General features: G+C 32.5%; 27 protein-coding genes and 1 tRNA gene. 4 read left to right on the top strand and 24 right to left on the bottom strand.

Going from position 1 to position 26,705, the window contains the following annotated elements; translation table 11 throughout:
- Positions 1-14: 14 nt before the first annotated feature.
- The 14 genes from holA to ACTJFD_RS04580 form a co-directional block, all read right to left on the bottom strand.
- The gene (holA, locus tag ACTJFD_RS04645) at positions 15-1,028 is read right to left on the bottom strand and encodes a DNA polymerase III subunit delta (protein ID WP_442259939.1); all 1,014 of its coding nucleotides are present in this window, start codon (positions 1,026-1,028) and stop codon (positions 15-17) included.
- A 21-nt stretch (positions 1,029-1,049) separates the two neighbouring features.
- A complete protein-coding gene (locus ACTJFD_RS04640) occupies positions 1,050-3,212 on the bottom strand; it encodes a DNA internalization-related competence protein ComEC/Rec2 (RefSeq protein ID WP_442259938.1) in 2,163 nt (720 codons plus the stop codon).
- A gap of 133 nt (positions 3,213-3,345) precedes the next feature.
- Complete coding sequence (locus tag ACTJFD_RS04635) at positions 3,346-3,837, bottom strand: ComE operon protein 2 (RefSeq protein WP_442259937.1); 492 nt, start codon at positions 3,835-3,837, stop codon at positions 3,346-3,348.
- A gap of 29 nt (positions 3,838-3,866) precedes the next feature.
- Positions 3,867-4,559 (bottom strand): helix-hairpin-helix domain-containing protein, encoded by a 693-nt coding sequence (locus tag ACTJFD_RS04630; RefSeq protein ID WP_442259936.1) that lies wholly within the window; start codon positions 4,557-4,559, stop codon positions 3,867-3,869.
- 118 nt (positions 4,560-4,677) lie between these two features.
- Positions 4,678-5,739: a SepM family pheromone-processing serine protease gene (locus ACTJFD_RS04625; protein WP_442259935.1), complete on the bottom strand. Its 1,062-nt coding sequence runs from the start codon at positions 5,737-5,739 to the stop codon at positions 4,678-4,680.
- Positions 5,729-6,235: a pantetheine-phosphate adenylyltransferase gene (gene coaD, locus ACTJFD_RS04620; RefSeq protein ID WP_442259934.1), complete on the bottom strand. Its 507-nt coding sequence runs from the start codon at positions 6,233-6,235 to the stop codon at positions 5,729-5,731. The genes ACTJFD_RS04625 and coaD overlap by 11 nt, the downstream gene beginning before the upstream one ends.
- A 4-nt stretch (positions 6,236-6,239) precedes the next feature.
- A complete protein-coding gene (gene rsmD, locus ACTJFD_RS04615) occupies positions 6,240-6,800 on the bottom strand; it encodes a 16S rRNA (guanine(966)-N(2))-methyltransferase RsmD (protein WP_442259933.1) in 561 nt (186 codons plus the stop codon).
- 122 nt (positions 6,801-6,922) lie between these two features.
- On the bottom strand, positions 6,923-7,276 hold the full coding sequence (locus ACTJFD_RS04610) for a YlbG family protein (RefSeq protein WP_442259932.1): 354 nt from the start codon (positions 7,274-7,276) through the stop codon (positions 6,923-6,925).
- Positions 7,269-7,694, bottom strand: a complete 426-nt coding sequence (locus tag ACTJFD_RS04605) for a YlbF family regulator (RefSeq protein WP_442259931.1) — start codon at positions 7,692-7,694, stop codon at positions 7,269-7,271. The genes ACTJFD_RS04610 and ACTJFD_RS04605 overlap by 8 nt, the downstream gene beginning before the upstream one ends.
- Complete coding sequence (locus ACTJFD_RS04600; protein WP_442259930.1) at positions 7,691-8,845, bottom strand: CAP-associated domain-containing protein; 1,155 nt, start codon at positions 8,843-8,845, stop codon at positions 7,691-7,693. The genes ACTJFD_RS04605 and ACTJFD_RS04600 overlap by 4 nt, the downstream gene beginning before the upstream one ends.
- A 27-nt stretch (positions 8,846-8,872) precedes the next feature.
- Positions 8,873-12,298 (bottom strand): pyruvate carboxylase, encoded by a 3,426-nt coding sequence (locus tag ACTJFD_RS04595; protein ID WP_442259929.1) that lies wholly within the window; start codon positions 12,296-12,298, stop codon positions 8,873-8,875.
- Between the two features lie 25 nt (positions 12,299-12,323).
- The gene (locus ACTJFD_RS04590; RefSeq protein WP_442259928.1) at positions 12,324-13,565 is read right to left on the bottom strand and encodes an FtsW/RodA/SpoVE family cell cycle protein; all 1,242 of its coding nucleotides are present in this window, start codon (positions 13,563-13,565) and stop codon (positions 12,324-12,326) included.
- Position 13,566: 1 nt separating this feature from the next.
- Positions 13,567-13,863: a DUF1507 family protein gene (locus ACTJFD_RS04585; RefSeq protein WP_442259927.1), complete on the bottom strand. Its 297-nt coding sequence runs from the start codon at positions 13,861-13,863 to the stop codon at positions 13,567-13,569.
- A gap of 181 nt (positions 13,864-14,044) precedes the next feature.
- Positions 14,045-14,653: a superoxide dismutase gene (locus ACTJFD_RS04580; protein ID WP_442259926.1), complete on the bottom strand. Its 609-nt coding sequence runs from the start codon at positions 14,651-14,653 to the stop codon at positions 14,045-14,047.
- Between the two features lie 177 nt (positions 14,654-14,830).
- Between ACTJFD_RS04580 and ACTJFD_RS04575 the strand changes: the two genes are divergently transcribed.
- Positions 14,831-15,637 (top strand): DUF1189 family protein, encoded by an 807-nt coding sequence (locus tag ACTJFD_RS04575; protein WP_442259925.1) that lies wholly within the window; start codon positions 14,831-14,833, stop codon positions 15,635-15,637.
- Positions 15,638-15,679: 42 nt separating this feature from the next.
- Here the strand turns inward: ACTJFD_RS04575 and ACTJFD_RS04570 are convergent, their stop codons facing one another.
- The 7 genes from ACTJFD_RS04570 to mltG all read right to left on the bottom strand — a co-directional run bounded on the left by ACTJFD_RS04570 (position 15,680) and on the right by mltG (position 21,173).
- Positions 15,680-15,967 (bottom strand): HesB/YadR/YfhF family protein, encoded by a 288-nt coding sequence (locus tag ACTJFD_RS04570; protein ID WP_442259924.1) that lies wholly within the window; start codon positions 15,965-15,967, stop codon positions 15,680-15,682.
- A gap of 81 nt (positions 15,968-16,048) precedes the next feature.
- Entirely contained in the window at positions 16,049-16,711 is a 663-nt protein-coding gene (locus ACTJFD_RS04565) for a potassium channel family protein (protein WP_442259923.1), read from the bottom strand.
- 23 nt (positions 16,712-16,734) lie between these two features.
- The gene (locus tag ACTJFD_RS04560) at positions 16,735-17,367 is read right to left on the bottom strand and encodes a response regulator (RefSeq protein ID WP_442259922.1); all 633 of its coding nucleotides are present in this window, start codon (positions 17,365-17,367) and stop codon (positions 16,735-16,737) included.
- A gap of 1 nt (position 17,368) precedes the next feature.
- Positions 17,369-18,427 (bottom strand): sensor histidine kinase, encoded by a 1,059-nt coding sequence (locus ACTJFD_RS04555; protein ID WP_442259921.1) that lies wholly within the window; start codon positions 18,425-18,427, stop codon positions 17,369-17,371.
- Positions 18,424-19,158 (bottom strand): cell wall-active antibiotics response protein LiaF, encoded by a 735-nt coding sequence (gene liaF / locus ACTJFD_RS04550; RefSeq protein ID WP_442259920.1) that lies wholly within the window; start codon positions 19,156-19,158, stop codon positions 18,424-18,426. The genes ACTJFD_RS04555 and liaF overlap by 4 nt, the downstream gene beginning before the upstream one ends.
- A gap of 144 nt (positions 19,159-19,302) precedes the next feature.
- Positions 19,303-19,773 carry a transcription elongation factor GreA gene (gene greA / locus ACTJFD_RS04545; RefSeq protein ID WP_442260001.1) on the bottom strand — a complete coding sequence of 157 codons (471 nt, stop codon included), beginning with the start codon at positions 19,771-19,773 and terminating at the stop codon, positions 19,303-19,305.
- Positions 19,774-19,925: 152 nt separating this feature from the next.
- The gene (gene mltG / locus ACTJFD_RS04540) at positions 19,926-21,173 is read right to left on the bottom strand and encodes an endolytic transglycosylase MltG (RefSeq protein WP_442259919.1); all 1,248 of its coding nucleotides are present in this window, start codon (positions 21,171-21,173) and stop codon (positions 19,926-19,928) included.
- A 183-nt stretch (positions 21,174-21,356) separates the two neighbouring features.
- Here mltG and ACTJFD_RS04535 point away from each other — a divergent pair, with 183 nt between their 5' ends.
- Entirely contained in the window at positions 21,357-21,695 is a 339-nt protein-coding gene (locus ACTJFD_RS04535; RefSeq protein WP_442259918.1) for a zinc ribbon domain-containing protein YjdM, read from the top strand.
- 633 nt (positions 21,696-22,328) lie between these two features.
- Positions 22,329-22,841, top strand: a complete 513-nt coding sequence (locus tag ACTJFD_RS04530; RefSeq protein WP_442260000.1) for a site-specific integrase — start codon at positions 22,329-22,331, stop codon at positions 22,839-22,841.
- 84 nt (positions 22,842-22,925) lie between these two features.
- On the opposite strand, the gene ACTJFD_RS04525 is transcribed toward ACTJFD_RS04530, so the two are convergent.
- Positions 22,926-22,998, bottom strand: a tRNA-Thr gene (locus ACTJFD_RS04525).
- 276 nt (positions 22,999-23,274) lie between these two features.
- On the opposite strand from ACTJFD_RS04525, the gene ACTJFD_RS04520 reads away from it, so the two are divergent.
- Positions 23,275-23,796, top strand: a complete 522-nt coding sequence (locus ACTJFD_RS04520; protein WP_442259917.1) for a hypothetical protein — start codon at positions 23,275-23,277, stop codon at positions 23,794-23,796.
- Positions 23,797-23,835: 39 nt separating this feature from the next.
- Here the strand turns inward: ACTJFD_RS04520 and ACTJFD_RS04515 are convergent, their stop codons facing one another.
- Together ACTJFD_RS04515 and recJ are read right to left on the bottom strand one after the other, a co-directional pair.
- Positions 23,836-24,348 carry an adenine phosphoribosyltransferase gene (locus tag ACTJFD_RS04515; protein ID WP_442259916.1) on the bottom strand — a complete coding sequence of 171 codons (513 nt, stop codon included), beginning with the start codon at positions 24,346-24,348 and terminating at the stop codon, positions 23,836-23,838.
- Positions 24,349-24,352: 4 nt separating this feature from the next.
- On the bottom strand, positions 24,353-26,656 hold the full coding sequence (gene recJ, locus ACTJFD_RS04510; RefSeq protein WP_442259915.1) for a single-stranded-DNA-specific exonuclease RecJ: 2,304 nt from the start codon (positions 26,654-26,656) through the stop codon (positions 24,353-24,355).
- Between the last annotated feature and the right edge of the window lie 49 nt (positions 26,657-26,705).

Raw genomic sequence — 26,705 nt, 5'->3', positions numbered from 1 at the left:
CAAGTTTTTTTATTCTAAACTTTTAAGATAAACAACTCAAATAGAAGATTCCGCTCCATTTGCCCCGTTTTAAATCGGTAATCATTTTCAACTAACTCATCAAAAACTAAACCCAATTTTTCCAACGATATGGGTCTAACTTCTTGAACAGCTAATTTCACTCGATAGGGATGAACTTTCAAAACATCAACAATATTACTTTGCTGGTATTGAATACTAAGCAATAGTTTAACTTGTAAAAACAATCGAACCTGACTCATCAAAATAGCATTAATTTTTATTGTGTCTTCACCTTGCTTTAATAAATCTTGATACAGTCTTAGCGCTGCTTCTTTTTCACCTCGCATCACATAATTTGTCATATCAAATATATTATGGTCTAGTGATTTAGGTACTAAATCTTTTACATTTTGCTTAGTTATCTTTTGGGTATCTTCAGCAAATAATGACAACTTTTCCAACTCATTCATCATTCGCGATAAATCTAAATCACATAAATAAGCTAATTCTGCATATGCTTCTTGCGCTAAGTCCACTCCTTGTTGCTCTAAATGTGACATCACGTATTCTCGGGTTTCTCTTTCTGATAAACTCGCTACACTAAGGATGATACTATTTTTTTTAAGTGACTTAACTATCTTTTTACGCTCATCAAATTTCTCATATGAATGTAAAAAGACCAAAACTGTTTGCTCAGATGGTTCTTCAAAATACCGCAGTAACATTTCTAAATTATGTTCTAATTCTTTGTTTTTTCGTTCAGCAGTTAAAAAATAAGGGTTATCAATAACTACAAGTTTAGAATCACCAAAAAAAGGAACAGACTGTGCTTCTGCAATCGCATCTTGAATTAAAGTTTCCTCCATATCAAAACGTATGTAATTAAAAGCTTCATCTTCCGTTGCAAAAATACTTTGTTTTAACTCTTCTAGAAAATTTTGAATTAAGAGAGTCTGATCACCTTTTAAAACATAAATGGGTGCTATTTTTTTTTCTTTTATTTTTTTAATTTCTTTTTGAAGTGACACGTTCTCCCCTCTTTCATTTTATTATTTAATGGATTTAAATTTCATTTTTTGTTGGAGATTTGGTAACCAATAAGAATAGAGCATTCCTTGGACATCCGTTCGATAAAAAGAAACCTTTTCTTGTTTAAGTTTTTTTATCGTCACTTGAGAGGGGTGCCCATATTTATTATTAGCTCCACAAGATATCAAACCAACACTTGGTGCTACGGCTTTGATAAAACTTTGATGTGATGATGTTTGACTACCATGATGTCCAATTTTAAGTATATCACATTTTAATTCTTGCCTTTTACTTGAAGATAGTATCTTTTCTTCTCCGATACGTTCAATATCACCCATACATAGTAAAGTGTTCGTTCCCATTTTTATTTTTAAAACTAATGAATCATTATTACCACCATCACCAACATCGCTTGGATATAAACAATCCATTTTTAGGTACCTATCATTATAATTAGAACCTGTCCGCCAAATAACCTGTTGTTGCGTTGGATAGGTTTTAATCAATTTTTGAAAACTTAAATTTTGAGATGTTCCTTGATTACTAACAACTGCGTCTACTTCAAATTCATTTAGTATTGCTTTTAAATCACCACAATGATCCTCATGAGCATGTGATATAAAAATAGCATCAATCTTTTTTACTCCTTGACTTTTCAAAAAAGGAATCACTGTGTAGTTCGCTGGACATCTAGCTTGCTTTTTTTTTCGCCAATTTTTCAGCATAAAAGAACGTTGCCCCCCTGTATCAATTAAAAAAACACGATGGGAAAAGGGTTCCTTAATAAAAAGTGAATCTCCTTGTCCAACGTCTATCATTGCAACCATTCCAAATGGATTCAGCATTTTAAAAAAAGAACAGAAGAAAAAAAGGCTTAAAAAAATAAATAATCGTTTACGATCAAGTGGTCTCTGTTGATAATTTATAAATAAAAACCACTGGATTAAAATTAAAATACCTAAAATGAGGATGGGAGGCTTTCCTACTGTAAACTGAGCAAAAGACCATTGATTAAGTCGTTTAGAAAATACATTTAAACACTCAATAATAATACCAGAACTCGAACAATAATCGACTCCGAAAAATACAACGATAAAAAAATGAAGGGTGACAATTGGTAAAACCACCCCAAATAAAAGCGGTGCTAAAAGAAAAGAAAGTCCAAAAAACAGAATATTCCATTCGTAAAAATAAAACCAAATCAAAGGTAGTGAAAAAAAACAAAGGAGTACATTAAAAACAAACGATTTGATTTGCTTCCTTTTTATTCGTTGCATCTCTGGATAAATCATTATGATAATAAATGATAAATAATAAGAAAACTGCCCACCAACGGTTAATAAAAGGAAGGGCGAAAATAGACTGTTAAAAAATAGGGCAAAAGACCAACAATCTAAACGGCTAAGTTGCCACTTTTTTTGTTTGTTTAATTCTTTAACAGCAAGCATCATTCCAGCTCTAACCATCCCTATTGAAAAGCCTGTTAAAACAATTAATATAAAAATAAATAAAAGCTCAAAATACCTTTCAAGTTCCAACGTTAATCCTAAACGTAAAAAAAAATAACGAAAGCCATTAATAAAAAAATACAAATGCATACCAGATAAACTAAAAAGATGTAGCACCCCAAGCTTCTTCCATAATTGAAGTTGTTCCGCATTATCAGTTGTTTTCAATCCTAAAATAAAAACCTCTGTAAATTGTTTCACTTCTTTATTTTTAATGGCCATTGTTTTTACTTTTAAATACTGCCTACAACAACGCAGTTTCAAAACGAAAGAACACAATGGAACTTGATATTTTTTTAATGATGTCATTTGTTCAATCCGATAATAACCTTTGATTTTGTGAGATTGACAAAAAACTTTAGCGTTAAATCCATTTAAATTAGTATTGTTAACCCGCTTTTGGACCTCGCCCTTAACCTTTATCTCTAATGCTTTTGTATTTTTTAAAAAAAATTGCTTTTCTTGCTTACTTTCTAATACATAGGCTAGCTGCCACTTTTCTTTTGTCCTTTTTTCTTGGGCTTCCCCTGTTAAATAATCACCCTCTATTTTAAGTGTATCTGGTAATAGAATAAAGCAAGGATTCGTTTTCAATGAACTTGTTTTAAGTGTTAGTACAGTAAATAATCCGAAGCAACAACCAAGTATTATTGCTAACCAGCAAATAATAATCATCTCTTTTTTCTTACCCCAAAAAACACGAACGATTAGAAAAATAAGAAAAAAAACTTCCAACCAATGAAAATAACAGAAAAGCAAATAGACCAACTCAAAGATAATAATCGGAAAAAAATAATACCCTTTAACTTTATTCAGACATGAAGATATCATCATCGCTAAAAGGAAATTTAGCAAAATATTTTTTTGAAAGTTTTACTTGTTCGACACTCGCACCTGCTTGTTTAATCAAACCGATAGCATAATCATCATTACGATAATCTTGTAAATAATATATTTTTTTTATCCCTGCTTGTAAAATCATCTTAGTGCATTGAAGACACGGAAAATGTGTCACATATATTTCAGACTGATCCGTTTTAACACCAAATTTAGCACATTGTAAAATAGCATTCATTTCTGCATGAATGGTACGTACACAGTGCCCATCAACAAGATAACAGCCTTCATCAATACAGTGAACATCCCCACTAACAGAGCCATTATACCCTCCTGCAATAATTCGCTTGTCACGTACAACTGTGGCGCCAACGGCTAATCTTGTACACGTACTTCTCAATGAAAGTAGTAAACTCTGTCCCATAAAATATTGATTCCAAGGAATCCTTTCATAATTTGTCATTGATTTCCCACCCTATCTCTATTTATTACTCACTCTATTGTAATGGATTGCTTTAAACTTTCAAATGTTTTTTCGCCTATTCCTTTAACTTTCGTTAGATCTTCCACTTTTTTAAATAAACCATTTTCTTCCCGATAAAGTTTAATTGCCTCTGCTTTTTTTTGACCTATTCCGTTTAATTTTTTTAAGTCTTCCAATTCAGCTGTGTTTATATTCGTTTTTTCTTGATCTTTTTCTTGGTTAGTAATATTGTCAACATTTGTACCATTCGTTACCGTTAATTCTTTAATTGGATTTTTTTCACCTTTTTTTAAAACATAAATAACCATTTGATCCATAACCTTTTGAGCATAATTTAATTGATTTAAATCAGCCTCCTCTGTCAAACCTCCAGCCAATTTGATAACATCGAAAATACGCATATTTTTTTCAACTGGATACATTCCCGGCTTCTTAACGGCTCCTTTAACATCAACATACGCTTCTTCACTTTTCTTTATTTTTATTTCGTTTTCTTCTTTTACTTCTTTTACTTTTTCTGAAGTACTTGCTGAATATTGCTCCTCTTTTAACTCATCCGCAAGGGTTTCTTCTCCTTTTTGGTTAATTCCAATAACAACACCAACTAAAATCACTAAAGTTACTAAAAAAGCAATCAAAAACCAAAAATAACTTTTTAATAGTTTTCTTACTTTACGATGCTGTCTTCTTTTATTAGCCATTTTCTATTTCCTCCTTTATTTTAAGATACGAAAAAGCTTGAGAATATTTTCTCAAGCTTCTTAGATTTTATTAATTAGGCTAAATTAAAACTCAAAAAGACTCTTTTAAAAAAGAAAACTATCTTTTCGTTTTTTCTAGATAAGCCACAGCTTCTTTAAAATTCTTCACAGGAACAATCTCAATATCTAATTTATTTCGTTTAGCACTTTTTAACGCTTCTTGATAATTTGTTTCAAAACTATCATCGTATTTTTTTAATTCTTTTTCACTTAGGTCAGGTGCTAAAAAGACTGTTGCTCCTGCTCGGTCAGCCGCAACTATTTTTTTAGAAATACCACCTATCTGACCAACTTCACCATTAAGCTCAATTGTGCCTGTTCCAGCTATTTTATCCCCATTCGTTAGGTCTTGATTAGTAAGCATTCCTAATAGTTCCAAACTAAACATTAAACCTCCTGAAGGGCCACCTATATCTTCAATATTAAATTTTATATCTGGTTTCGTTTCAATCTTAATCGTATCGGTTAAGCCAATCCCTAACCCTACTTTTTTATCATCAAGATCAATAATTTCCCCTTTAAATTGTAATTCTTTACTTCCTCTTTGAACTTCAACTGAAACAACCTGACCTTTTTTGACCTGTTCTTTTAATAGGTCTTCAACATCGGAAAAATTTGATATTTTTTTATTATCAATTTTCGTTATTTTATCCCCAGGTACTAGTTTTCGGTAAAATTCAGACGTTGGTGGAACATAAACAATCGTGACCCCTTTATTTTCTTTTGTAAATGAAATATTTGCCTCTTTCAAGACTACTTCTAACGCATGCTCTTGTGACTGTAGCATCATATATTCTTGTAATAAATCATAGTCTTCTTCATCAATTTTATCTCCAAAAACATCTTGTTTAGATAATACATCTGCATTTTTATCAAAACTATAATACGCAAGCGTTAATAATGAGGCTTGCTGAACACTAACACTTGTTAATAAAAATTCACCACTAAATTGATCACGTTTTTTATCGACTGTTACAAATTCTCTAACACTTTCAGCAGATCCCGGCGTTTCTATTACATAGGGAAGTGGAAAAATAAGCAAGATAAAAACAAAAAAAGCGAAAACAATATAAAGAGAGTGTTTTAATCCTTTTCGACTAAATTCAAATTTATTTTTCATTTGATTGACCTGAAAACTTTATATTTAAAGCCTCTTTTACATTTTTGGGTACAAATGAAGAAATATCCCCACCAAATTTTGCGATTTCTTTAATCATTGAAGAACTAATACTGCTATAATTTTCATCTGCTAATAAGAAAATTGTTTCAACTTGAGCATTCAATTTTTTATTCATAAAAGCAATATTCTTTTCATATTCGAAGTCTTGATTGTTCCGAATCCCCCGAATTAAAAAGTGAGCTTGATATTTTACTGCTACATCCACCGTTAACTGATTAGGTTGTAAAACAACCTTCACATTTTTTAATGATACTATTGAATTTTCAATTAACTCTAATTTTTCTCTGCTGGTAAAAAGCTCTTTCTTACTAGTATTTGTGGCGACTGTTATAATAACTTCATCAAACAAATCACTGGCACGTTTCACTGTATTCAGATGTCCATTCGTAAAGGGATCAAAACTTCCTGGAAAAATCGCTATTTTTTTATTCGTCATTTAACTATTCCTCCTCAAATAAACGATAAATATAAACTTTAGTCGTTCGATAATCTTGACACTTTACCATTTCTAAAGAACCGATAACCTCGGGTAAATCGACATGTCCATTCACTTCACAAATGATAGTCGCGCGAGTATTGATTAATTCTAAAGCCAACATTTTCTCTAAATCAGCGACGACCATTTGTTCGGCATAAGGAGGATCTAATAAAATGATATCAAACGACTGTTTTTGTGCTTTTAACCATAAGAGTCCTTTTTGTGCCTCCATTTTTTTTACTGTAAATTTTTTAAGTGCTTTGGTTAGGGCAATGTTTTCATTGATGACTGTAATCGCTTGGAAATGATGGTCAAAACAATAAGCATGTCCCGCTCCCCTTGATATTGCTTCAATTGCTAGGTTAGCACTTCCACTATATAAGTCGAGAACCTTTTCACCATCGAAGTAAGGGCCTATCATATTAAAAATAGCACCTTTTATTTTGTCACTCGTTGGTCGAGTATTATCTCCTTTTAAAGAATTTAATTTTCGACCTTTAAAATCACCTGCGATAACTCTCATTACGTTAGCTCCTTGTCATTAGTTCATTCTTGTTAATATTGTATCAAATAAAACAAAATAAAAACAGAAGTGTGAATCAAAACTAGAAAAATAGTTCTAACTCACACTTCTTTCATTCATTTTTAAATTATTTCGTCAAATTCAGCTAATTTAATTGAAGTATTATCTTCATCAAACTCAAATGGTTCTTCCTCTTCAACTGAACGATATTTTTTACCCAGACGATCATTAAAATCCATATCAATGTCCGGACGATATGAAAAATCAACTTGTCGAACAAAAAATAATTTTTCTAATTTTTCTTTCACTAGCTCTGAATCTTCATCGTCAACATAAAGTAAAACATATTTCATTTTTTTTGAAATATAATGAATATATCCAAATCGCCGAAGTTGCTTAATTTGTTTTAAACTATAAATCCAGACAATCATTCCCCGACGTTTTATTATTTCTAATTCAGTTTCTTCATCAAACATGACAATTACCTCCACAACCTCTATTTGCAAATTCAAAAAATGGATTACCAGCATCAACTTTTATTTCAGGCGAGACCACTTGAGCTAAATCTAAGGCCATATAATCAAGCTGATTTTGTAGCGATGTTTCTGCTACTTTAAAATCTGATACTATCGGGTGGACATCTACCTTACGTTTCTTTTTCCGTAACTCACGGCGTTTTACTGTAAAGTCTGGTGCAAATTTACCATAATCTGCTATTTTTTCAAATGATTTTTTAGCTTGATTTAAATCAGTTAGTAACTCGGTAACTTCTTGATCCTTTTTTATTAGCTTAGTTTGCTTGACATAATCATCTACAATTTCAGATGAAAGAAGTTGCGTCACTAAGTTATTAACTTGATCTTCTAAAGCAAACAATCTTTCATCATAAATCATTGATTAAGCTCACTACTTCCTATTGTTTTCTTTGGTTTTTCTTCTGGCCCAATGATCATCAATAAATTTTTTTGATTAAAGGAAACGCCAAATTCTTGACGCGTATTTTTAAGTAGATTTTCATGATAATAACGATTACCATACAAATTTGTTACCACAGTAGGAATATCTACTACTGGATAATAAAAAATACCTTCTAACTTTTTGATTTCTGTTTTATTCAATTCAATTAATTTTTGCATTTCATCTTCCGTCAGTAAAAAAGGCTCTGTCAAACTATCTTGTTCTTCTAGTTCTTGCCAAAGTTGTAAACGTTCGCCTTTTAATACTTTCTTTGGTTCATCAAGATACGTTGACAACGCTTGTTCTGCTACCTGATTTAAATTTGTATTTTGTTTAAAAACATGCTTTTTATCTCGCTGTCCTAATAAATTAATTAAAAATAGAAAGTGAGCTAAATTATCTTCATCTAATTCTTGCCAGTTCAACTTTTGTGCTTCTTCTTCTGTGGTTAAACTTTTTTTCTCTTCTAACTGATTAGAAAATTGTTCTAATAATGAATATTTATCAAAATAACGAATAGACATTAGCTTACCCGATTCTTGGTTAATATGCAAAACTGCAAAACTACCATTATTAAAGGCTACTAAAGGACGATAATTCATATCATCTTCAGTTAATTCTAAATGATACGTTTGATCACCATATTCAATCGAAAAATTCGAAAAAATTGTTGTGATTTCAGAAATATCAGACAAAGTCATCCCAATTTGAAACGGTTCTGTATCCAACTGATCTCCCAAAACAAAAATAGAACGAACCACATGATCAGCAATTCCAATTTCATAAAAATTATGCAGACTATCGCCAACAAGATACCATTCTAGACCATTCGCTGATTGCCATTTTTTTTCAGCACGAGGAAATTCAGCTAAAATCTCTTTATCTGTCTTTCCAATCAGATGTGATAAACCTGTTGTATTTAATTCATGATAAGGAAGTGAACTTGGTTGAACACGCATATCACTAACAGTGTAGTTAACTGATTTTTGAATATTTTTCTTTGAGGACATCACTGGCTTTGCATAAATAAAGATAGAAACGATCATTAAGCAAATCGTAAATTCGACGATACGCTTAAAAACTCTCATGAGCACTCCTCCTCTTTATAAAAAGTATTACTCCATTAATTCTATCAATAAATCACCAGATTGGATAGGCTCACCACTTGCCACTAAGATTTGTTTTACTTTTCCTGTTCGATTAGCATGCAAAGTTGTTTCCATTTTCATTGCTTCAGTGATTAATAAAGCATCTCCCTCATGCACTTCATCCCCGACCTTAACTAAAACTTCTAGTATTGAACCAGGCATTGTTGCCCCAATATGTAATAAGTTAGTTGGTTCTGCTTTTGGTTTCTTCATCACTAATGATTTGATGCTTTGATCCTTCACATTGATTTCTCGACGTTGACCATTTAAATCAAAGAATAACGTCCGATTACCTTCAATATCAGGTTCACCAATTTCATCCAGTGTAATAATTAAGGTTTTCCCTTTTTCAATACGGGCCTCAATCGTTTCACCTAAACGCATTCCTTGAAAGAAGGTCGGTGTATCTAGTAATTCAACATCACCAAATGTTTCATTCATTTTAACATAATCCAAAAAGACTTGAGGATACATCAGGTAACTAATCACTTCTAAATCAATTGGATGATAACCGATTAATTTTGTGAGTTCTGATTTGACTTGTTCAAAATCAACGGCTTTGGCTAAACTACCTGGACGTACTTCAATTGATGTTTGACCATTTAAAATAATCTCTTTTAACTTTTTAGGGAAACCACCCGTTGGCTGACCTAAATCACCTTTAAAGAAACTAATCACAGATTCTGGATAGTTTAGTGCCGTTCCACGTTCATAAATATCATCCACAGTTAAATCATTTTGAACCATGAATAACGCCATATCACCGACAACTTTTGAAGAAGGCGTCACTTTAACAATATCACCAAACATTTGATTGACCGTCGCGTACATTTCTTTCACTCTACTCCATGAATCTTCTAAACCAACGGCTTTGGCTTGTTGTTGTAGATTGGTGTATTGTCCCCCTGGCATTTCATGTTTATAAACTTCTGTTTGTGCTGTTTTAACACCATTTTCAAAAGGATGATAAAATTCTCGAACGCCTTCCCAATAATGATTAATTTCTTGAACGTTATCGATATTAATCCCAGGCGTTCTTTCACCATTTTTCAAGGCATAATAAAGACTACTCATACTTGGCTGACTCGTTGCTCCGCTCATCGCGCTCATGGCAACATCAACAATATCTACTCCTGCTTTGGTAGCGGCTGAATACGTAATGATCCCGTTTCCAGCTGTATCATGCGTATGTAAGTGAATAGGAACATCCACAGTTGCTTTCAGCTCAGTAATCAAGTGAAAGGCTGCCTGTGGTTGTAAAAGGCCTGCCATGTCTTTAATTGCGATAATATGAGAACCCATATTTTCAAGTTCTTTAGCCATATTTTTGTAATAGTTCATATTATATTTAGGACGAGTAGGATCTAAAACATCGCCTGTATAACAAATTGTTCCTTCTGCAATTTTTCCTTCATCTCGTACATACTGAATACTTTTTTCTAACTGTGGTAACCAATTCAAACTATCAAAGATCCTAAAAACATCAATCCCCTCTCTAGCAGCCAAGTGAATAAATTCTTTTAGAACATTGTCTGGATAATTTTGATAGCCCACAGCATTTGAACCTCTAAAAAGCATTTGAAATAATGTATTTGGCATTAATTTTCTTAATTTTCTTAAACGAACCCACGGATCTTCATTCAAGAAACGATAAGCTACATCAAACGTGGCGCCCCCCCACATTTCAGCAGAAAACAGTTCGGGGATACCTTGATCTGTTTGTGCAGCTATTCGTTTGAAATCAGTTGTTCTAACCCGTGTTGCTAATAAACTTTGATGCGCGTCACGAAACGTTGTATCTGTTAATAAAACTTCTTTTTGATTTTTGACCCATTCAACAACCGCATTTGGTCCTTTTGTATCTAGTAATCTTTTAGGACTAACGGCTTTTTCTTTTAATTTTAGATGGCGAGGTAACTCTGCTTCTTCAAAATGCTTTTTGGGGCTAACCTCAATACCTGGAAAACCATTAATTGTAACTTCTGAAATATACTTCATTGTTTTGTTTCCACGGTCACGTACACGTGGGAAAATAAATAGCTCTGGAGTATTATCAATAAACGTTGTATTTGCCTCTCCTGTTTTAAAAACGGGATGTGAAATAACATTAACTAAAAAAGGAATATTGGTTTTAACTCCACGTATTCTAAATTCTCTTAACGCTCGATTCATTTTTTGAATAGTATGTTCAAAGGTTAAGGCATGTGTACATACCTTAACCAATAACGAATCAAAGTAAGGCGTTACGACTGCTCCTGAAAATGAATTTCCCATATCTAGTCTAATTCCATAACCACCTGGTGAACGGTAAGTATCAATTTTCCCCGTATCGGGTAAGAAACCATTCAATGGATCTTCTGTCGTGATTCGGCATTGAATCGCATAACCATGAATTTTAATATCTTCTTGTGCTGGAATACCAATATCGCGGTGTAAATCTTTGCCCATTGCGATTTCTAATTGACTCGTAACGATATCCACATCTGTTATCAATTCTGTAATGGTATGCTCAACTTGAACTCTAGGATTGACCTCTATAAAATAAAATTGATGATCTGCCACTAAAAACTCAACTGTTCCTGCATTGATATAACCAACATGTTTCATTAATTTAACGGCTGCTGCGCAAATTTCTTGACGTAACTCTGGCGTTAAGGAAACACTCGGCGCTACTTCAACAACCTTTTGATGACGACGTTGAACAGAGCAATCTCTTTCAAAGAGATGAATCACATTACCATGATTATCACCTAAAATTTGAACTTCGATATGTTTAGGATTAGAAATATATTTTTCTACATAAACATCATCATTACCAAAAGCTGCTTTTGCTTCACTTTTCGCTCGCTCAAATCCATCAATGGCTTCTTGTTCATTGTGGGCCACACGCATGCCACGACCACCACCACCTAATGCTGCTTTTATGATAATCGGGTAATCATAAGTCTTCCCAAAGTTTAAAACCTCTTCAATTTTTTCAACAGGGCCATTTGTTCCAGGTATTGATTGAACACCAGCTGAAATGGCTGCTTCTTTAGCTTTAATTTTATCTCCAAAAATATCTAGATGATGAAGATTAGGTCCAATAAAAGTAATTCCTTCTTCAACACATCGTTTTGCAAAATTGATGTTTTCTGATAATAAACCGTACCCAGGATGAATGGCATCTGCTTTTGTCTCTTTTGCGATACGAATTATATCCTCAATATCCAAATAAGCATCGATTGGTTTCTTTCCTTTACCTACCAAATAGGCTTCATCTGATTTAAAACGATGAACAGAGCGGTCATCTTCTGCTGCATAAATACCGACTGTTTTAATATTTAATTCCGCACAAGCACGAAATACACGGATGGCTATCTCGCCACGATTAGCTACTAAGACTTTCTTCATTTTTATTACCCCCATCGATTTTTTACTAGTCATCTTCTTCTAGCGTTTTTTCAGTTTCTTCTTTAAGTTCTTGTTGTGCTAGATAGAAAGCTTCAACTGCTTCTTCATATTTTAATTTTCGTTCTTCGGCACTAATATTTAGTGCTAAACCAATACCGATAGATAACGTAATCAAACTTGAGCCACCTTGACTTAAGAAAGGAAAGGTTACCCCTGTTAGTGGAATAATCCCGGTAATTCCACCAATATTAATAAAGGTTTGAATTAACAGCAAACCTGCAATCCCAATACACATCATTGAATTAAAAGCATCTTTTGATCGGATGCCAACAATAAATATTCTTAAAATTAAAAATATTAATAAGCCCAAAATAATGAGCCCTACAATTAAACCCAACTCTTCTAAAATAATGGAAAACATAAAATCCGTTTGAGCTGCACTTAAAAACCCTTTTTTTTGGATACTATTACCAATACCACGGCCAAACCAACCACCATTACTCATCGCATAATAAGAATTGACCATTTGATGACCATCGCCTAAAGAATCTACAAAAGGATTAGAAAAAGTTCTAAAGCGTTGATACACATATTGAAACCTTTTTGGAAAAAGATGCGCTCCCGTTAAATTAATAAATTCAATTAAGACAGCAGAACCTAATACACCAGCCCCCAAACCTAAAATTGTATAATAATAATTGATTCCACTTGCAAAAACCATTGTCATCGTAATCAAGATTAAAATAACAGCACCACCTGTATCCGGTTGAATTAAAACCCCGAAAATCAGAAGTGCTACATAAAAAACTGGTTTTTTCATTGCTTTTCTAAAATCAGAACCAATTAATTCTTGCTTCATCGAAAAGATATACGCTAAATACCAAATTAAAATAATTTTGATAAACTCTACCGGTTGTAGTGTAATTCCCGCAAATTTAATCCACCCATCGGCACCACCACCACGAACACCCAGTGGGGTAAATTTAGTTAAGACTAGCAATAACACCATGACCCAAACTAAAAAATAAATCATAGCTGGTTTTTTAAAAACCTTTGTTTTCAATTTATAAATCGTAATAATCGCAATTATTCCTAAAATAAAAAAAAGGGCTTGCTTAATAGCAGAATCTGCTGGATTAAGCCCTTTAGATGACAGTGCTGTTGAACTAGCACTATAAACCATGATAATCCCTAGAACAGATAAAACAAGGTATGGAACCAAGATACCATAGTCTAAGTACACACGTTTCTTAAGCTTTTTTTGCATCTTAAGACTCCCCTTCTATGCTATCTTTTTGTTCATCATACACTTTATTATAAATGTCATTCAGTTCAGCTTCTAATGTAACAATTAACTGTTGACTATCTTTTCTGCTGATAATTCCAATTTTCTGTGCGTATTCCAATTGTTTTGAAAAGCCAAACATTTGAGTATCAATGACTTCTTCAAAGGCTTTGCATTGTGAAATACACTCATAATTACGCTGATTTTTTATTAAATTTTTAATTTTTTCTGCCTCATCATTCAACATGTCTAAAGCAAATTGTCTCGAGATATCTAACACGACACAGTCCTCCTTCATTGTGTTTTATTATAGCATAAAAAAGCCTTTATACTCCAACGTTTTTCAAAGTTAAATGACACGAATAAATATTAATTCTATTTCTCACCTGAAAACAATAAAAAAGCTAGAGCAAAGTGAGATAACCTTGCTCTAGCTTTCGTATAAGTTACGATATTAATTTTTAGATGACTTTAGCATAAAGCTCATTCACTGCATCCCAATTGATTACATTAAAAAATGCATCCACATAATCCGCACGAACGTTACTATATTTTTTATAATAAGCGTGTTCCCAGACATCAAGACCTAGTAATGGAACTTTACCTTCTGTTAATGGAGAATCTTGGTTTAATGTCGCCATGATTTCAAGTTTTCCATCATTGGCAACTAGCCATGCCCAACCAGAACCAAAACGTCCTAAAGCAGCCGCTTTAAATTGTGCTTTAAATTCTTCAAAACTGCCAAAAGCACTTTCAATCGCACCTTTGATTGCTCCTGTTGGTTCACCACCAGCATTTGGCCCCATAATTTTCCAGAAAAAGGCATGATTTGCATGTCCTCCTCCGTTATTTCTTACAGCCATACGAATATCTTCTGGAACATTGTTTAAATCTGCTACAAGCTCTTCAACTGTTTTTTCAGCTAACTCAGGATGTTTGTTAATCGCAACATTTAAATTAGTTACATAAGTATTATGATGTTTGTCATGATGTAATTTCATTGTCAATTCATCTATATGTGGTTCTAACGCATCGTAAGCATATGGTAATTCTGGTAATTGGTATGTCATAATAAAATTCCCTCCAAATTGTTATGTTTCATATGAACACCTTAAATATAGCATTGAAACACTAGAAAAAGCAAAAAATTAGTCCGAACAACCTAATTTGCTTTCAAGCCTTCTTGTCAGATACAATGAAAAGAGTTACAATGTTTTAATATGTTAATGTGGAAGGACGATTTTATGATGACATTTTTTAATGTGCTTGTTCAAAGTATTAAGCGCCCCTATGAGTTGCTTCAATATCATAGTCAAAAATGGCGAAAAGTAATTGGTTACATGCTTTTTCTTACTCTGATTATGAGTTTGCCTGCTATTTTACAATCCGTTAAATTGATTAATTCTTTTAAAGAGGATGCAACAAAAATCGTGCAAAAAATGCCTGATTTTGAAATTAAAAATAATCAATTAACAACAGATAAAAAAGATAGTGGATTTGTTTTCCAAACAAATTCTGTTATTTTTACCTTTGATCCTGATGGTAAACGTTCAGTCGCAGACGTCAGTCAAGATGGTGTTGACCGAGTTATTCCTATTGCTTTTCTCCAAGATAAAATAGTCATTGTCTCACCTAGAGTCAATGCCTCAGCAGATGTGGTGGATACAAAAACAATTGAAATTCCTTATCATTCTATTCCTAATAATGATTTCATTAATCGAGAGGCAATAAAAAATATTACATCAAGTAATTTCAATAATATGAGCTTAATTATTATTTTTGTCATCCTTAATCTTTTGGTTTTATTATTAAATTTTGCCCTTAATACGTTGTTGTTAACACTACTTGCTAATATTACCAATCGACTCCGTTTTATCACGTTACGTTTTTCTCAAACTTACCGTGTCATGGTTTATTGTGCGAGTGTCCCTATTTTAGCAATGTCCGTTTTACAACTTGTTTTCCCAACTATCCCTTTTGGATCTATTACTCTTGGGTTGACACTGTTGGTTTATTTTAATGTTATTCATTCACTAATGCCAAAAAATAAATAAAAAAATTTCTGATGAGTATTTTTAAAGCTCATCAGAAATTTTTTATTTATAAGTATAGATTGGTTCATTCATGCTTTCATCATAATCAATAACTAAGCAATGATTACCAAAAAACCATTCATCTGCTTCTTCCGTAAAATAAGTGATCCCTTTATAATCTAAGTGACCATCCATTTGTGTTGGTTCCACAACATTAATGCCTGTTGAAAAGCCAACATGAATATTAGTCTTACCTCCATATTTTCCAAAAATACGCAAGTAATCCCCTTTATCTAAGTCTAATTCATCAACAAACCATTGATGAGCTTTATCTGATAATTCTATCTTCATAAAAATGCCCCCAAGCTCAGAATTTACTTCTTTTATTAGTGTAGCATGAAATAAAAAAAGTACCGAGCAATTTGCTCAGTACTAATTCATCTTACCATCAAAATAATCAACATCTTTATTCGTACCAACGACTAATAAAATATCATTTTCTAAAATTAATTGATTAGCAGGTGGAGAGATAATTAATTCGCTCTTACCACGTCTTATCGCTACAATAGTTAGATGGAAATGACGTCTAAAATTAACTTCTTCGATGGTTTTATTATAGAATTTTTTGTTAGTTACAATGACTTCTACTAGTGAATAATCATCCGACAATTCAATAAAATCAAGCATGTTATTTGAGGTTAACTTATGACCTATCCTTATCCCCATATCCCGTTCTGGATGGACAACTAGGTCAGCACCTACTTTATCCAACACTCGTGCATGATACTCATTTTGTGCTTTTGCTGTTATTCGCGGAACGCCCATTTCTTTGGCCATCAAAGTCACTAAAATGCTCGCTTGAATATCTTCACCAATTGCAATAATGACATGATCGAAGTTTCGAAGACCCAATGAACGAAGAGTAGCCTCATCTTGTGCATTCGCAACAACCGCATGAGTTGCAATGTTCATGTATTCATTGACTCGTTCTTCACAACTATCAATAGCTAAAACTTCGTGATCCGATTCCATTAGTGTTCGGCAGATGCTTCCGCCGAATCTTCCTAATCCAATAACAACATATGATTTTCTCATTTAAATCCCTCACTTTATTAATTTTATTTAACGATTCCATGCTTAAAGGCATAAATAGCTGCTTGTGTTCGATCTTCAACATCCAATTTAGATAAAATATTGGAAACATGTGTTTTCACCGTTTTTAGAGTAATAAATAAATCATCAGCAATTTCTTGATTACTCTTGCCTTCTGAAATTAATAATAAAATTTCTTTTTCTCGATTCGTTAAATCTTCGTGTAAGATATGTTTTTTAGGTTTCGTTAATCGTTCCATCATTTTATTGGTTACTTCAGGTTCTAAAACTTTATTCCCAGCAAAAGCTGAACGGATGGCATTGGCAATGTCTTTAGCTGATGATGTTTTTAGCAAATAACCTGCTGCACCTGCTTCAATTGCTGGATAAACTTTCTCATCATCAATAAAGCTCGTCACAATGATAATTTTGGCTTCTGGCCACTCACTTAATATTTTTTTAGTAGATTCAATACCATCCATTACGTCCATTACTAAATCCATTAAAATAACATCTGGTCTCAAATCTAATGCCTTCGTGTAGCCATCTAAACCATTCACAGCTTCACCAACAACCTTAATATCAGTTTGTATCGACAAGTATGAAGAAACACCTAGCCTTACCATCTCATGATCATCAATCAATAATACTTTTATCAATTCATTCAGCCTCCTCTAAAATTGGAACTTTAATTTCAATACTTGTCCCTTGATCTTTAAAACTAATGATCCGACAAGTTCCACCCATACTGATTACACGTTCTTTAATATTATTTAAGCCATAACTTCCTATTTTTTCTTGATCCATATCAAAACCAACACCATCATCAACAATCCGCAAAAGAATATTTTGATCCATTGTCTTTAGAAAAACCTCCAAAACTTCTGCCTTTGCGTGACGCAAGGTATTTGATAAAAGTTCTTGAACAATCCTAAAGAGATTGTCCTCAATGGCTGTTTGTGTTTTGATATCCTCTAAATCCCAAACAATTTTAATGTTAATTTTTGTTTGCAATTCGTTTAATAATAATTCAATACCTTGTTTAATTGTTTTTTCTTCTAAATTAATCGGTCGTAAATGAAGGAGTAATGCTCGCATTTCAGATTGCGCTGTGTTGATGATATCACTAATCATCAACATTTGCCGAGAAACAACTTCTGGCACTTCTATCTCAGCTACTACTTCATTTAAAGTGGACAACATCATCGTCGCAGCAAATAATTGCTGGCTAACAGAATCGTGGAGTTCTCGAGCTATTCGGTGACGTTCTTCTTTAATTAATTCTTCCTTTGATTCACCTTCAACTAATTTAGGATGCTTACTTAATTCTTGTAACTCTTTTGACATTGCTAAAACTTTTTTTCGTATCAATTGAATATCGATTTCAATAGAGCTTGGGGTGCTTACCTGACTTTTTTTATTTAGTTCATAGTGATCATAATGACCTAAAGCCATCAAACGTAACTGTTCTTCGATTTTTCCATACGTTCGCATATCGATAAAATACAATAGCCCCATAAAAATACCACTTACAACGAGAGCAATCAATATAACATAAATAATTAATGGGATACGAAACATTCTTGTTCTTAATAATTCTAGAATCCAATTCGTTTGTTGTTTTGCATAAAAATAAGTATACAAAGTTAATATTAATACAATAAAGGTTAATATAAAGCTATAAAAGAAATATAATGGCCTTAAATTTTTATTCATCATACGCGAATTACCTCAAGATCTCCAAATAAAGTATTTGTTATTACTTTTAAACGACGGGTAGCAATATCGTATTCGGTGCTGTAAAATTTGATAGATTCATTTTTTAAACGATAGTGATTTTCCTCAAAAGTAACTTCTCCCATCATTGTTGAGTGTTCTAACATCACACCTATTCCAGTTGGGATTAAAAGACGCGTTTTTCCAAAACCTTTACGAACGATAATAACATTATCATCTTTCGGTAATAAAGTATTTCCTAAATCAATAATGGTATCTCCAGAAAAAACAGAAAGATTAATATCATCCCATTCGAATGTATCTTTACCAAAGCGTTGAGTGCCAACCCAAGGTCTCTTAAAACGTTTTCCTGCCTTATTTTCACTTGCGGTTGTCTTAACCATAATCATTTGTTTTTTCATCCAAGGTGGATTGTCAAACAAACTAATACCAGAAACCTCTACACCTTTTAACCCTATAAAAAGAATAGCAACAACCAACATGACCCAAACTGCGGGTACGCTTAGACTACATAAAGCTAAAACGATTAAACTCACAATGCTTTGAAAATGATTAAAAGAGGTTTTAAATTGTTTTTTGATAACATAAGTTAAATTTATAAGAGCAAATATCGTTAAAAAGAAAATTGGAATATTATCTAGTAATTGATACAACGCCCATATTAACAATAAGAGTTCAACTACGATAAAAAAATTCCATGAGTTTTTGCGCATGAGCTGATAACTCCTTTACTATTAGTTTAATCTACTTATCTAAGTATACTTGTTTTAACTAAAAAATAAAACTTCAAAAGGTGTAATAATCACTCAGTCTAAAGTCTGAGTTTCAAAAGAAAAAGTTGTGCTTACGCACAACTTTTAAGAAATTTTTTCAATTTTTACTTTCATATCTCCACCTGGTGTACTAATCACAACAGTATCTCCCAATTTACAACCTAATAAAGCTTTGGCTATCGGTGAGTCGTTAGATATTTTCCCTGAGAACGGATCCGCTTCAGCACTTCCTACAATCGTATATTCTTCTTCTTCACCATCAGGTAATTCAATAAAAGTAATGGTATGACCTAACGAAACTGTATCTTTGTCCATGTTATTATCAATAATCTGCGCAAAACGCATCATATTTTCTAATGTCGTAATACGGCCCTCTACGAAAGCTTGTTCATCTTTTGCTGATTCGTATTCTGAGTTCTCTGATAGGTCACCAAAACTACGTGCTATCTTTATCCGTTCAACAATTTCTTTTCTTTTTACTGTTTTTAATTCTTCTAATTCTTGCTCTAATTTTTCTTTACCTTCTAGAGTCATTGGATAAACTTTTTCCATGATAATTCACTTCTCCTTAAAAGTAACTTGTCTGTCTTAAATAATATAAACGAAATAGCTTTTCCAACGTCACCATTGGAAAAGCTTCCTAATACAAGAAATAGATTAGCATGTTATATCATAAAAGTAAACAAATTTTGTCTAAAAAATAACCATTAATTTTTATTGTCAATATATTTAGCTTTTAACTCTAAATGTTCTTCGTATGTATTGGCATAATAAACCTTACCTGTTGCTACATCTGCTAAGAAATAAACATAGGTATTCTCTTCGGGATTTAAGACCGCTGCCACTGCTTGTTCACTTGGATTGTTAAAAGGACCAGGTCCGGTTCCTTTATTAACATATAAGTTATACGGTGACTTGACTTGTGTATCCTCAATTGATAAATGTACTTTATGCTTCTCTAATGCATAAAGTATTGAAATATCTGATTGTAAAGGCATATCCGTATCTAAACGATTAAAGAAAACTTGTGCGATTTTACGACGATCCGTTTCTTTCACACCTTCTTTTTCCACTAATGATGCGATTGTTAATACCTCTTGTACCGACATTTTCTTTTCTTTCATTTCAGCATACAGAGGAGTTAACACCTGATTCGTCTTGCTCACCATTTGTTCGACCAATTCTTCTAACGTCATTTTTTCATAATAATTATACGTCGCTGGATAGAGATAACCTTCCAAACGGTAGCGCACCTCTTTTGCCTCTTTCGCACTTGTTAATAATTCTGGATATTTCCCAACCATTTTATTAAAGAATTCTTCGTTTTTCATTAAGTTAAGAAATTCATCTTTTTTAAATTTTGTTTTTTTAGCCAATAGGGCTGCGATTTGGTCAACTGAGTAACCTTCCGGCACCGTCACTTTAGCATCTGCTAATGTTTGTGGCTCAGCTGTGCCACCTTCCTGAAGGTTGTCTGCAATTGTATCCAAAGTCATACTTGGTGACATTTGATAAAAACCTGCTTGAAAATTAGTTAAATTATTCATCTTTACATAATAAGAAAAAACTAAACCATCTTTAATTACTTTTTTATTTTCTAAAATCTGACCAATTTGTTTCGTACTACTTCCTACTGGTATCTCGACTTGCACTAATTTCTTACTTGAAGAATCCAACGGTTTTAAACTTGATTTAAAATAGCTATAAAATGTAAATCCAGCTAAAACCAAAGTCAATATCAATAAACTTAAAACAATAAGTACGATTTTCTTTACTACTTTATTTTCTTTTTGCCGCTTATCATATTTACGACGACGATATTTTTTGCGTGATGATTCCGTCGTATTTGGTCCCTCTTTTTTTAGCGCTGACCCTTCACTAGTCTCAAACGTATCATCATTATTTAATTCTGTATTATCAAATGGATGATTAAATTCTTCATTATCTTTTGTCAAAAAAGGGCCCTCCTTATCTTATTTATTAATGAACTCTATTTATTATACATGATTATTGATAAAATCCAACCTTTACTATCCAAATATTTCTATTTTTAAAAACTTACTTCATTAACCCTAGCTTTTCATTCTGTCATTTTTCAGTTACAATATGATGTATCAATCAATGGAAAGGATGTTTACATGACTGCATTACCAAATTGTCCAAAGTGTCAATCAGCCTACACTTACGAGGATCAAGCACTTTACATTTGTCCAGAATGTGCCTACGAATGGAATCCTAACGAAACAACTATTTCTGAGGACACTCTTGTTGTCAAAGATGCACATGGTACTGAGCTACAAGAAGGCGATCAAGTTACTATCATTAAAGATTTAAAAGTTAAAGGCGCTCAGAGTGCTTTAAAACAAGGAACAAAGGTAAAAAATATTCGATTAGTTGAAGGCGATCATAATATCGATTGTAAAATTGATGGTTTCGGACCAATGAAACTTAAATCTGAATTTGTCAAAAAGCTATAACCAATTGAGCTAAAGGAAAGAAAAACTCATTCTTTCCTTTATTTTTATATCCAAATTGATTGTTTTCAAGTCATTATATCAAATAAATTCCCCGAAATAAAACATTTTTAAAAAAAAAGATAATTAGTTTGTTTTTATTTGAATAAAAAATGTTCCTTTTTCAATAGTTTAAAGATACTACTTGTCTGATTTAAACCAAATCTTCCTCCTTTTACTATGTAAAAAAAATACTGGTTCTATAATTTACGTTAAAACAGCATAGAAACCTAATAAAGATGAAGTGAATTTAAAAAAATAATGTTAAAATTTAAAAGATCCGTATACTATAATAGTAGAAAGATAATCTAATCATTATTAAAAATAAAAAATGAGTTTAAAATGAATGAGTTTTAATCACTGTGAAATAAACAGATAAACAAATTTTCTAGCGATTTTGGTAGAGTATACTTTCAATTATTCGATGCTATAATTGTTTCATTGCAGAGAACCGATTTTAGATAACATTAAAATATCCCTGAAAAAACATAAAAATTTATTTTTTCTCCAAATTAATTCTGGAAATTCTAGTATAAAATACACAACACTTTCTTTTTACTTTAATTTAAGCTTCATCGTTGTTTCACCAATTAATCGATATTTTATTTCAAATGGAATGCTATCAATTTAAGCAATCATACTGTTAAAAGTAATAAAACAACGGTTAGAGGCTTTTATAATAAGTTAATGATAAATACCCCGAAAACGAAGCATTCTCATCGTACGATTAGTTTAGACGCTAAAACGATAACACTCTTAAAAGAGTGGAAAAAAGAACAACAAGTTAAAAGTTTAATATTAGGATTTAATACATTGAATAACGATCAATTAATTTTTCCTAATAACAGAAACGAAATTCATGATCCAACAATTACATCGCAATGGTTACGTTGTGTCTACAAAAACAACAATACGTTAACTAAAATTGGTGCGCATGGCTTTAGGCATACTCATGCAAGTTTGTTATTCGAAGCAGGCATACCGCTTAAAGAAGTTCAAGTACGTTTAGGACACGCTGATATACAAACGACAGCTAATATATATACTCATGTGACAGAGAAAAAGAAAGAACAAACTGGTAATAAGTTTGCCAATTTCATGGAGATGTGATAAAAAGGAGGAACTTTTTATATTCACTAGTAAATTTGTGAAAAGACCAAACAAAAAAACGTTGATTTTTCAACGTTTTAAAGAAGCCACCTGTCGGATTTGAACCGACGACCCCCACCTTACCATGGTGGTGCTCTACCAACTGAGCTAAGGCGGCAAAAATATTAACACTTATCTTATCATAACGATGTTCTATATTTTTGTCAATATCGTTTTTTATTTATTTAGAGAAATTAATTTAGTTATCCACCTTTCTATCATTATTTTATCACTTTCTTTAATATCTACGAAAAACTTTTTTTGTTTTTAGCAAACTAACGCAAACTATTTTAATAAAATAAGGCTACTATAACACACTTTATAATATTAAGTCCTTGAAATTTTTTACTATTTATTGTACGCTTGAACTATCAAAACGGAAGTAGTGGGTTCAATGAAAATTCGTATCATAGGCTATGCTGGTAGTGGTAAAACTTCTCTTGCCTTAGATATCCAAAAAAAATATCGTATTCAGGGGATTTCATTAGATGATTATTTACAAATAAAAAACAAAAACGAAAGAGCAAGACGTTTAGAATATGATATTAATCGTTTAGATGATTGGGTGACTGAGGGAGTTCAGTTTGGGCAATGGTGTCAACAAACACTCGTTGATGCTGATTTAATTTTATTACTAGACTACCCTTTACTACTTGTTCAGTTTAGGGTTTTCAAACGTGCAATTCAGCAACTTTTCGAAAAAGAAAGAAATCTAGAACAGAAACAAAAAGTTATTAAACGTATGTTTAAACTTTTCAAATGGAATATTCGCTTTAAAAAAAGATTACCTGAAATAAAAAAAAGCCTTTATCATTTTTCTACAGAGCTAATTATTCTAGAATTACCTGAAGATGAAACACGCTTTCATCAATATATGAAAAAAAATTATAAAAGAAAAAAAAGAAGAAGACGTTGAGTTTTTATCCTACTCATTAAGTGTCTTCTTCTTATTTTTTTAAAATTCCATCAAAGTTAAGATGTCATAACCTTCAATTTTATTTCGGCCTTTTAATTCTTCTAATTCTACCAGAAAAGCACAACCAACGACTACCCCACCAAGTTTTTCAACTAATTCAATCGTCGCAGCTATGGTTCCTCCTGTTGCTAATAAATCATCACAAATTAATACTTTTTGACCTGGCTTAATTGCATCTTTGTGTAAGGTTAAAGTTGCTGTCCCATACTCCAGACCATAATCTATTTCAATTGTTTCACGAGGGAGTTTTCCTTTTTTCCTTGCTGGAGAAAAACCAATACCTAACTCATAGGCTACTGGACATCCAATAATAAAACCACGAGCTTCTGGCCCAACGATCATCTCAGCACCTTTTTCTTTGGCATAACGGACAATCTGACGAGTCGCCTCTTGGTAAGCTGCACCATCCCCCATTAAAGGAGAGATATCTCTAAAAATTACACCTTCTTTGGGATAATCCGGAATACTTGCAATATAATCTTTTAAATTCATTTTTTTAATTTCCTCCTATCGAATCAATCCACTGTTTGATTTCTCCGATATTGCTACAAACAAACAGTTTTTCTGAATCGATTTTCTTTAAAAATGCCTGATATTCTTTACTTTCATCTAGAGCTCGATGAGGAGGGTTCTCTACTCTCTTCATCAAACCATCCTCTATTGTAACAAAACCTAATTCAAAAAACACTTGAATCATAAAAATTAGAATATTCTTATCAATTTTCAGAAAATGAATTAAATCTGGTAACTTATAACGAATGTCAACACTCGGTTGTTGATTAATTAATTTAAAAAGTTTACCAAATATTTCTCTAGAAGGAATTCCTTCTAAATAATGATCAAAATCTGTTTGACACTCTAGAAACCAGCGGGTACATGTTGTTGATAAAACAAATTTTTGTGCTACTTCAAGCGATGGCGGACACTCTACTATCGTCAAGTTTTCATAATTTTTAAACTGATCTTCTTTTCCGCTATCAAAAAGAACAAAACGATCATCCGTCGCAAATTTTTCAGTAAATATAACAAAACCATGTTGAGTCTGATCACTATTAGGCAAAGTACTTAACTGATGCTTTCCTCGTTGATCAAAAATCTGAGTTCCTAAAACTTGATAATCTTTAATCATCAATTGAGGTTTCTTGCGACCATTCCATTCATTAATAGTCAAATGTCCTATTATTTCCCATTTGTCTCCCGATTCGAACTCCAAGCTTTCTTCACCAAATGAAAAAGCAATACAATCCAGTGACTCATCATCCTGACAAGCTTGAAGTTTTAAATGATCTTGATTCATTCCAATTTTCCTTAATTGCTTGATTTCAGTCGTTTTAATCTTAAAATAAGGAACAGGATTATCCGTGCCAAATGGACCTAACTGATTAAAACTTTCAATTTTTTCTAATGATATTTCTTTAATATCCAGTACACCATCAAATGAGAGTGTTTCTTTTTTACTTAAATCAAATTTTTCTTGACTATAAATAGTTTTTATTTTTTCTTGGATGATTGCTAATTTAGAATATTCAAAAGATAAACCTGCAGCCATATGATGACCACCAAAACTAATAAAATCATCTTTTAATTGATTCAATAAATTGAATAAATCAATTTGTTCTATGCTTCGACCAGAACCTTTTACAATCCCAGTCTCCTCATTTAAAGACATGACTAATGTTGGTTTCTGTGTTTTTTGAACAATCTGACTAGCAACTATTCCTAGAACGCCTTCATGCCAGTCTTTTTTTACTATAATTTGAAAAGGAGTTTCTTCACTAGCTTCAAGTAAATTAAACGCATCTTTTGTCGTTTGAGCGACAATTTCTTTACGCTCTTTGTTCTTCGCATCTATGTCTTGCGCGATATGATCCGCTAACTCATCATCAAAAGTAGTTAACAATTCCACTCCAGGCATCGCATCACCTAATCGACCAATAGCATTTAATCTCGGACCGATACTAAACCCCACTGTCTCTTCCGTTATTTCAGAAAATGATAGTTCAGCTACCTTAACTAATGACTGTAACCCCATTCGATCCGTTTGTCTTAATACATCTAAACCTAGTTTTACAAGCACTCGATTTTCATCCGTCAATGATACCAAATCAGCGATTGTTCCAATAGCAACTAAATCAAGTGCTTCTACGGGAACTTCACCCAAAAGGGCCGTGACAACTTTAAAAGCAACACCAACACCAGCTAATTCTTCAAAAGGATAATTTCCTTCGGGATGTTTCGGATGAATAATGGCATAAGCATCTGGTAAAGTCTCAGGTAGCTCATGATGATCCGTTACAATCACATCGACGCCTACTTCTTTAGCATAAGCGATTGCTTCATGCCCACTTACTCCATTATCCACAGTTATAATTAAATCAATTTTTTCTTGTTTTATAAAATATTTATAAACATCTATATTAGGACCATAACCATCATCAAAGCGATTCGGTAGATAATATTGAACGTTAGCTCCTATTAATTCTAGCCCTTCTTTCATTACTGAAGTACTCGTAATACCATCTGCATCATAGTCACCATAAATAAGAATTCTTTCATCATTCATGATAGCTTTTTGAATACGATCAACCACTTTCTGCATATCATATAAAAGAAAAGGGTCGTATAGATTAGTTAACGCTGGGTAAAAAAAGGGAGCTACATCTTCGATTTTTCTAATTTTTCGTTGCCATAATAGTGGCGCTAGTTCTTCCGAGAGTTTCAATTCTTTTAGCGCTGGAACTAAAATTGAGGATCCTGATGATTTTTCAAGCTCTTGCCAATGATAATTTGATATTTTCAAAATAACACTCCTCTTTAAAAATAAAAAAAGGCTTAACAAGCCCACAACT

Origin of the sequence: Vagococcus sp. (genome assembly GCF_052102835.1) — a bacterium.
In the GTDB taxonomy this organism is placed as follows: domain Bacteria; phylum Bacillota; class Bacilli; order Lactobacillales; family Vagococcaceae; genus Vagococcus.
Note: the sequence above shows the minus strand (reverse complement) of the source record. Positions and strands in the feature narration are given on the sequence as shown.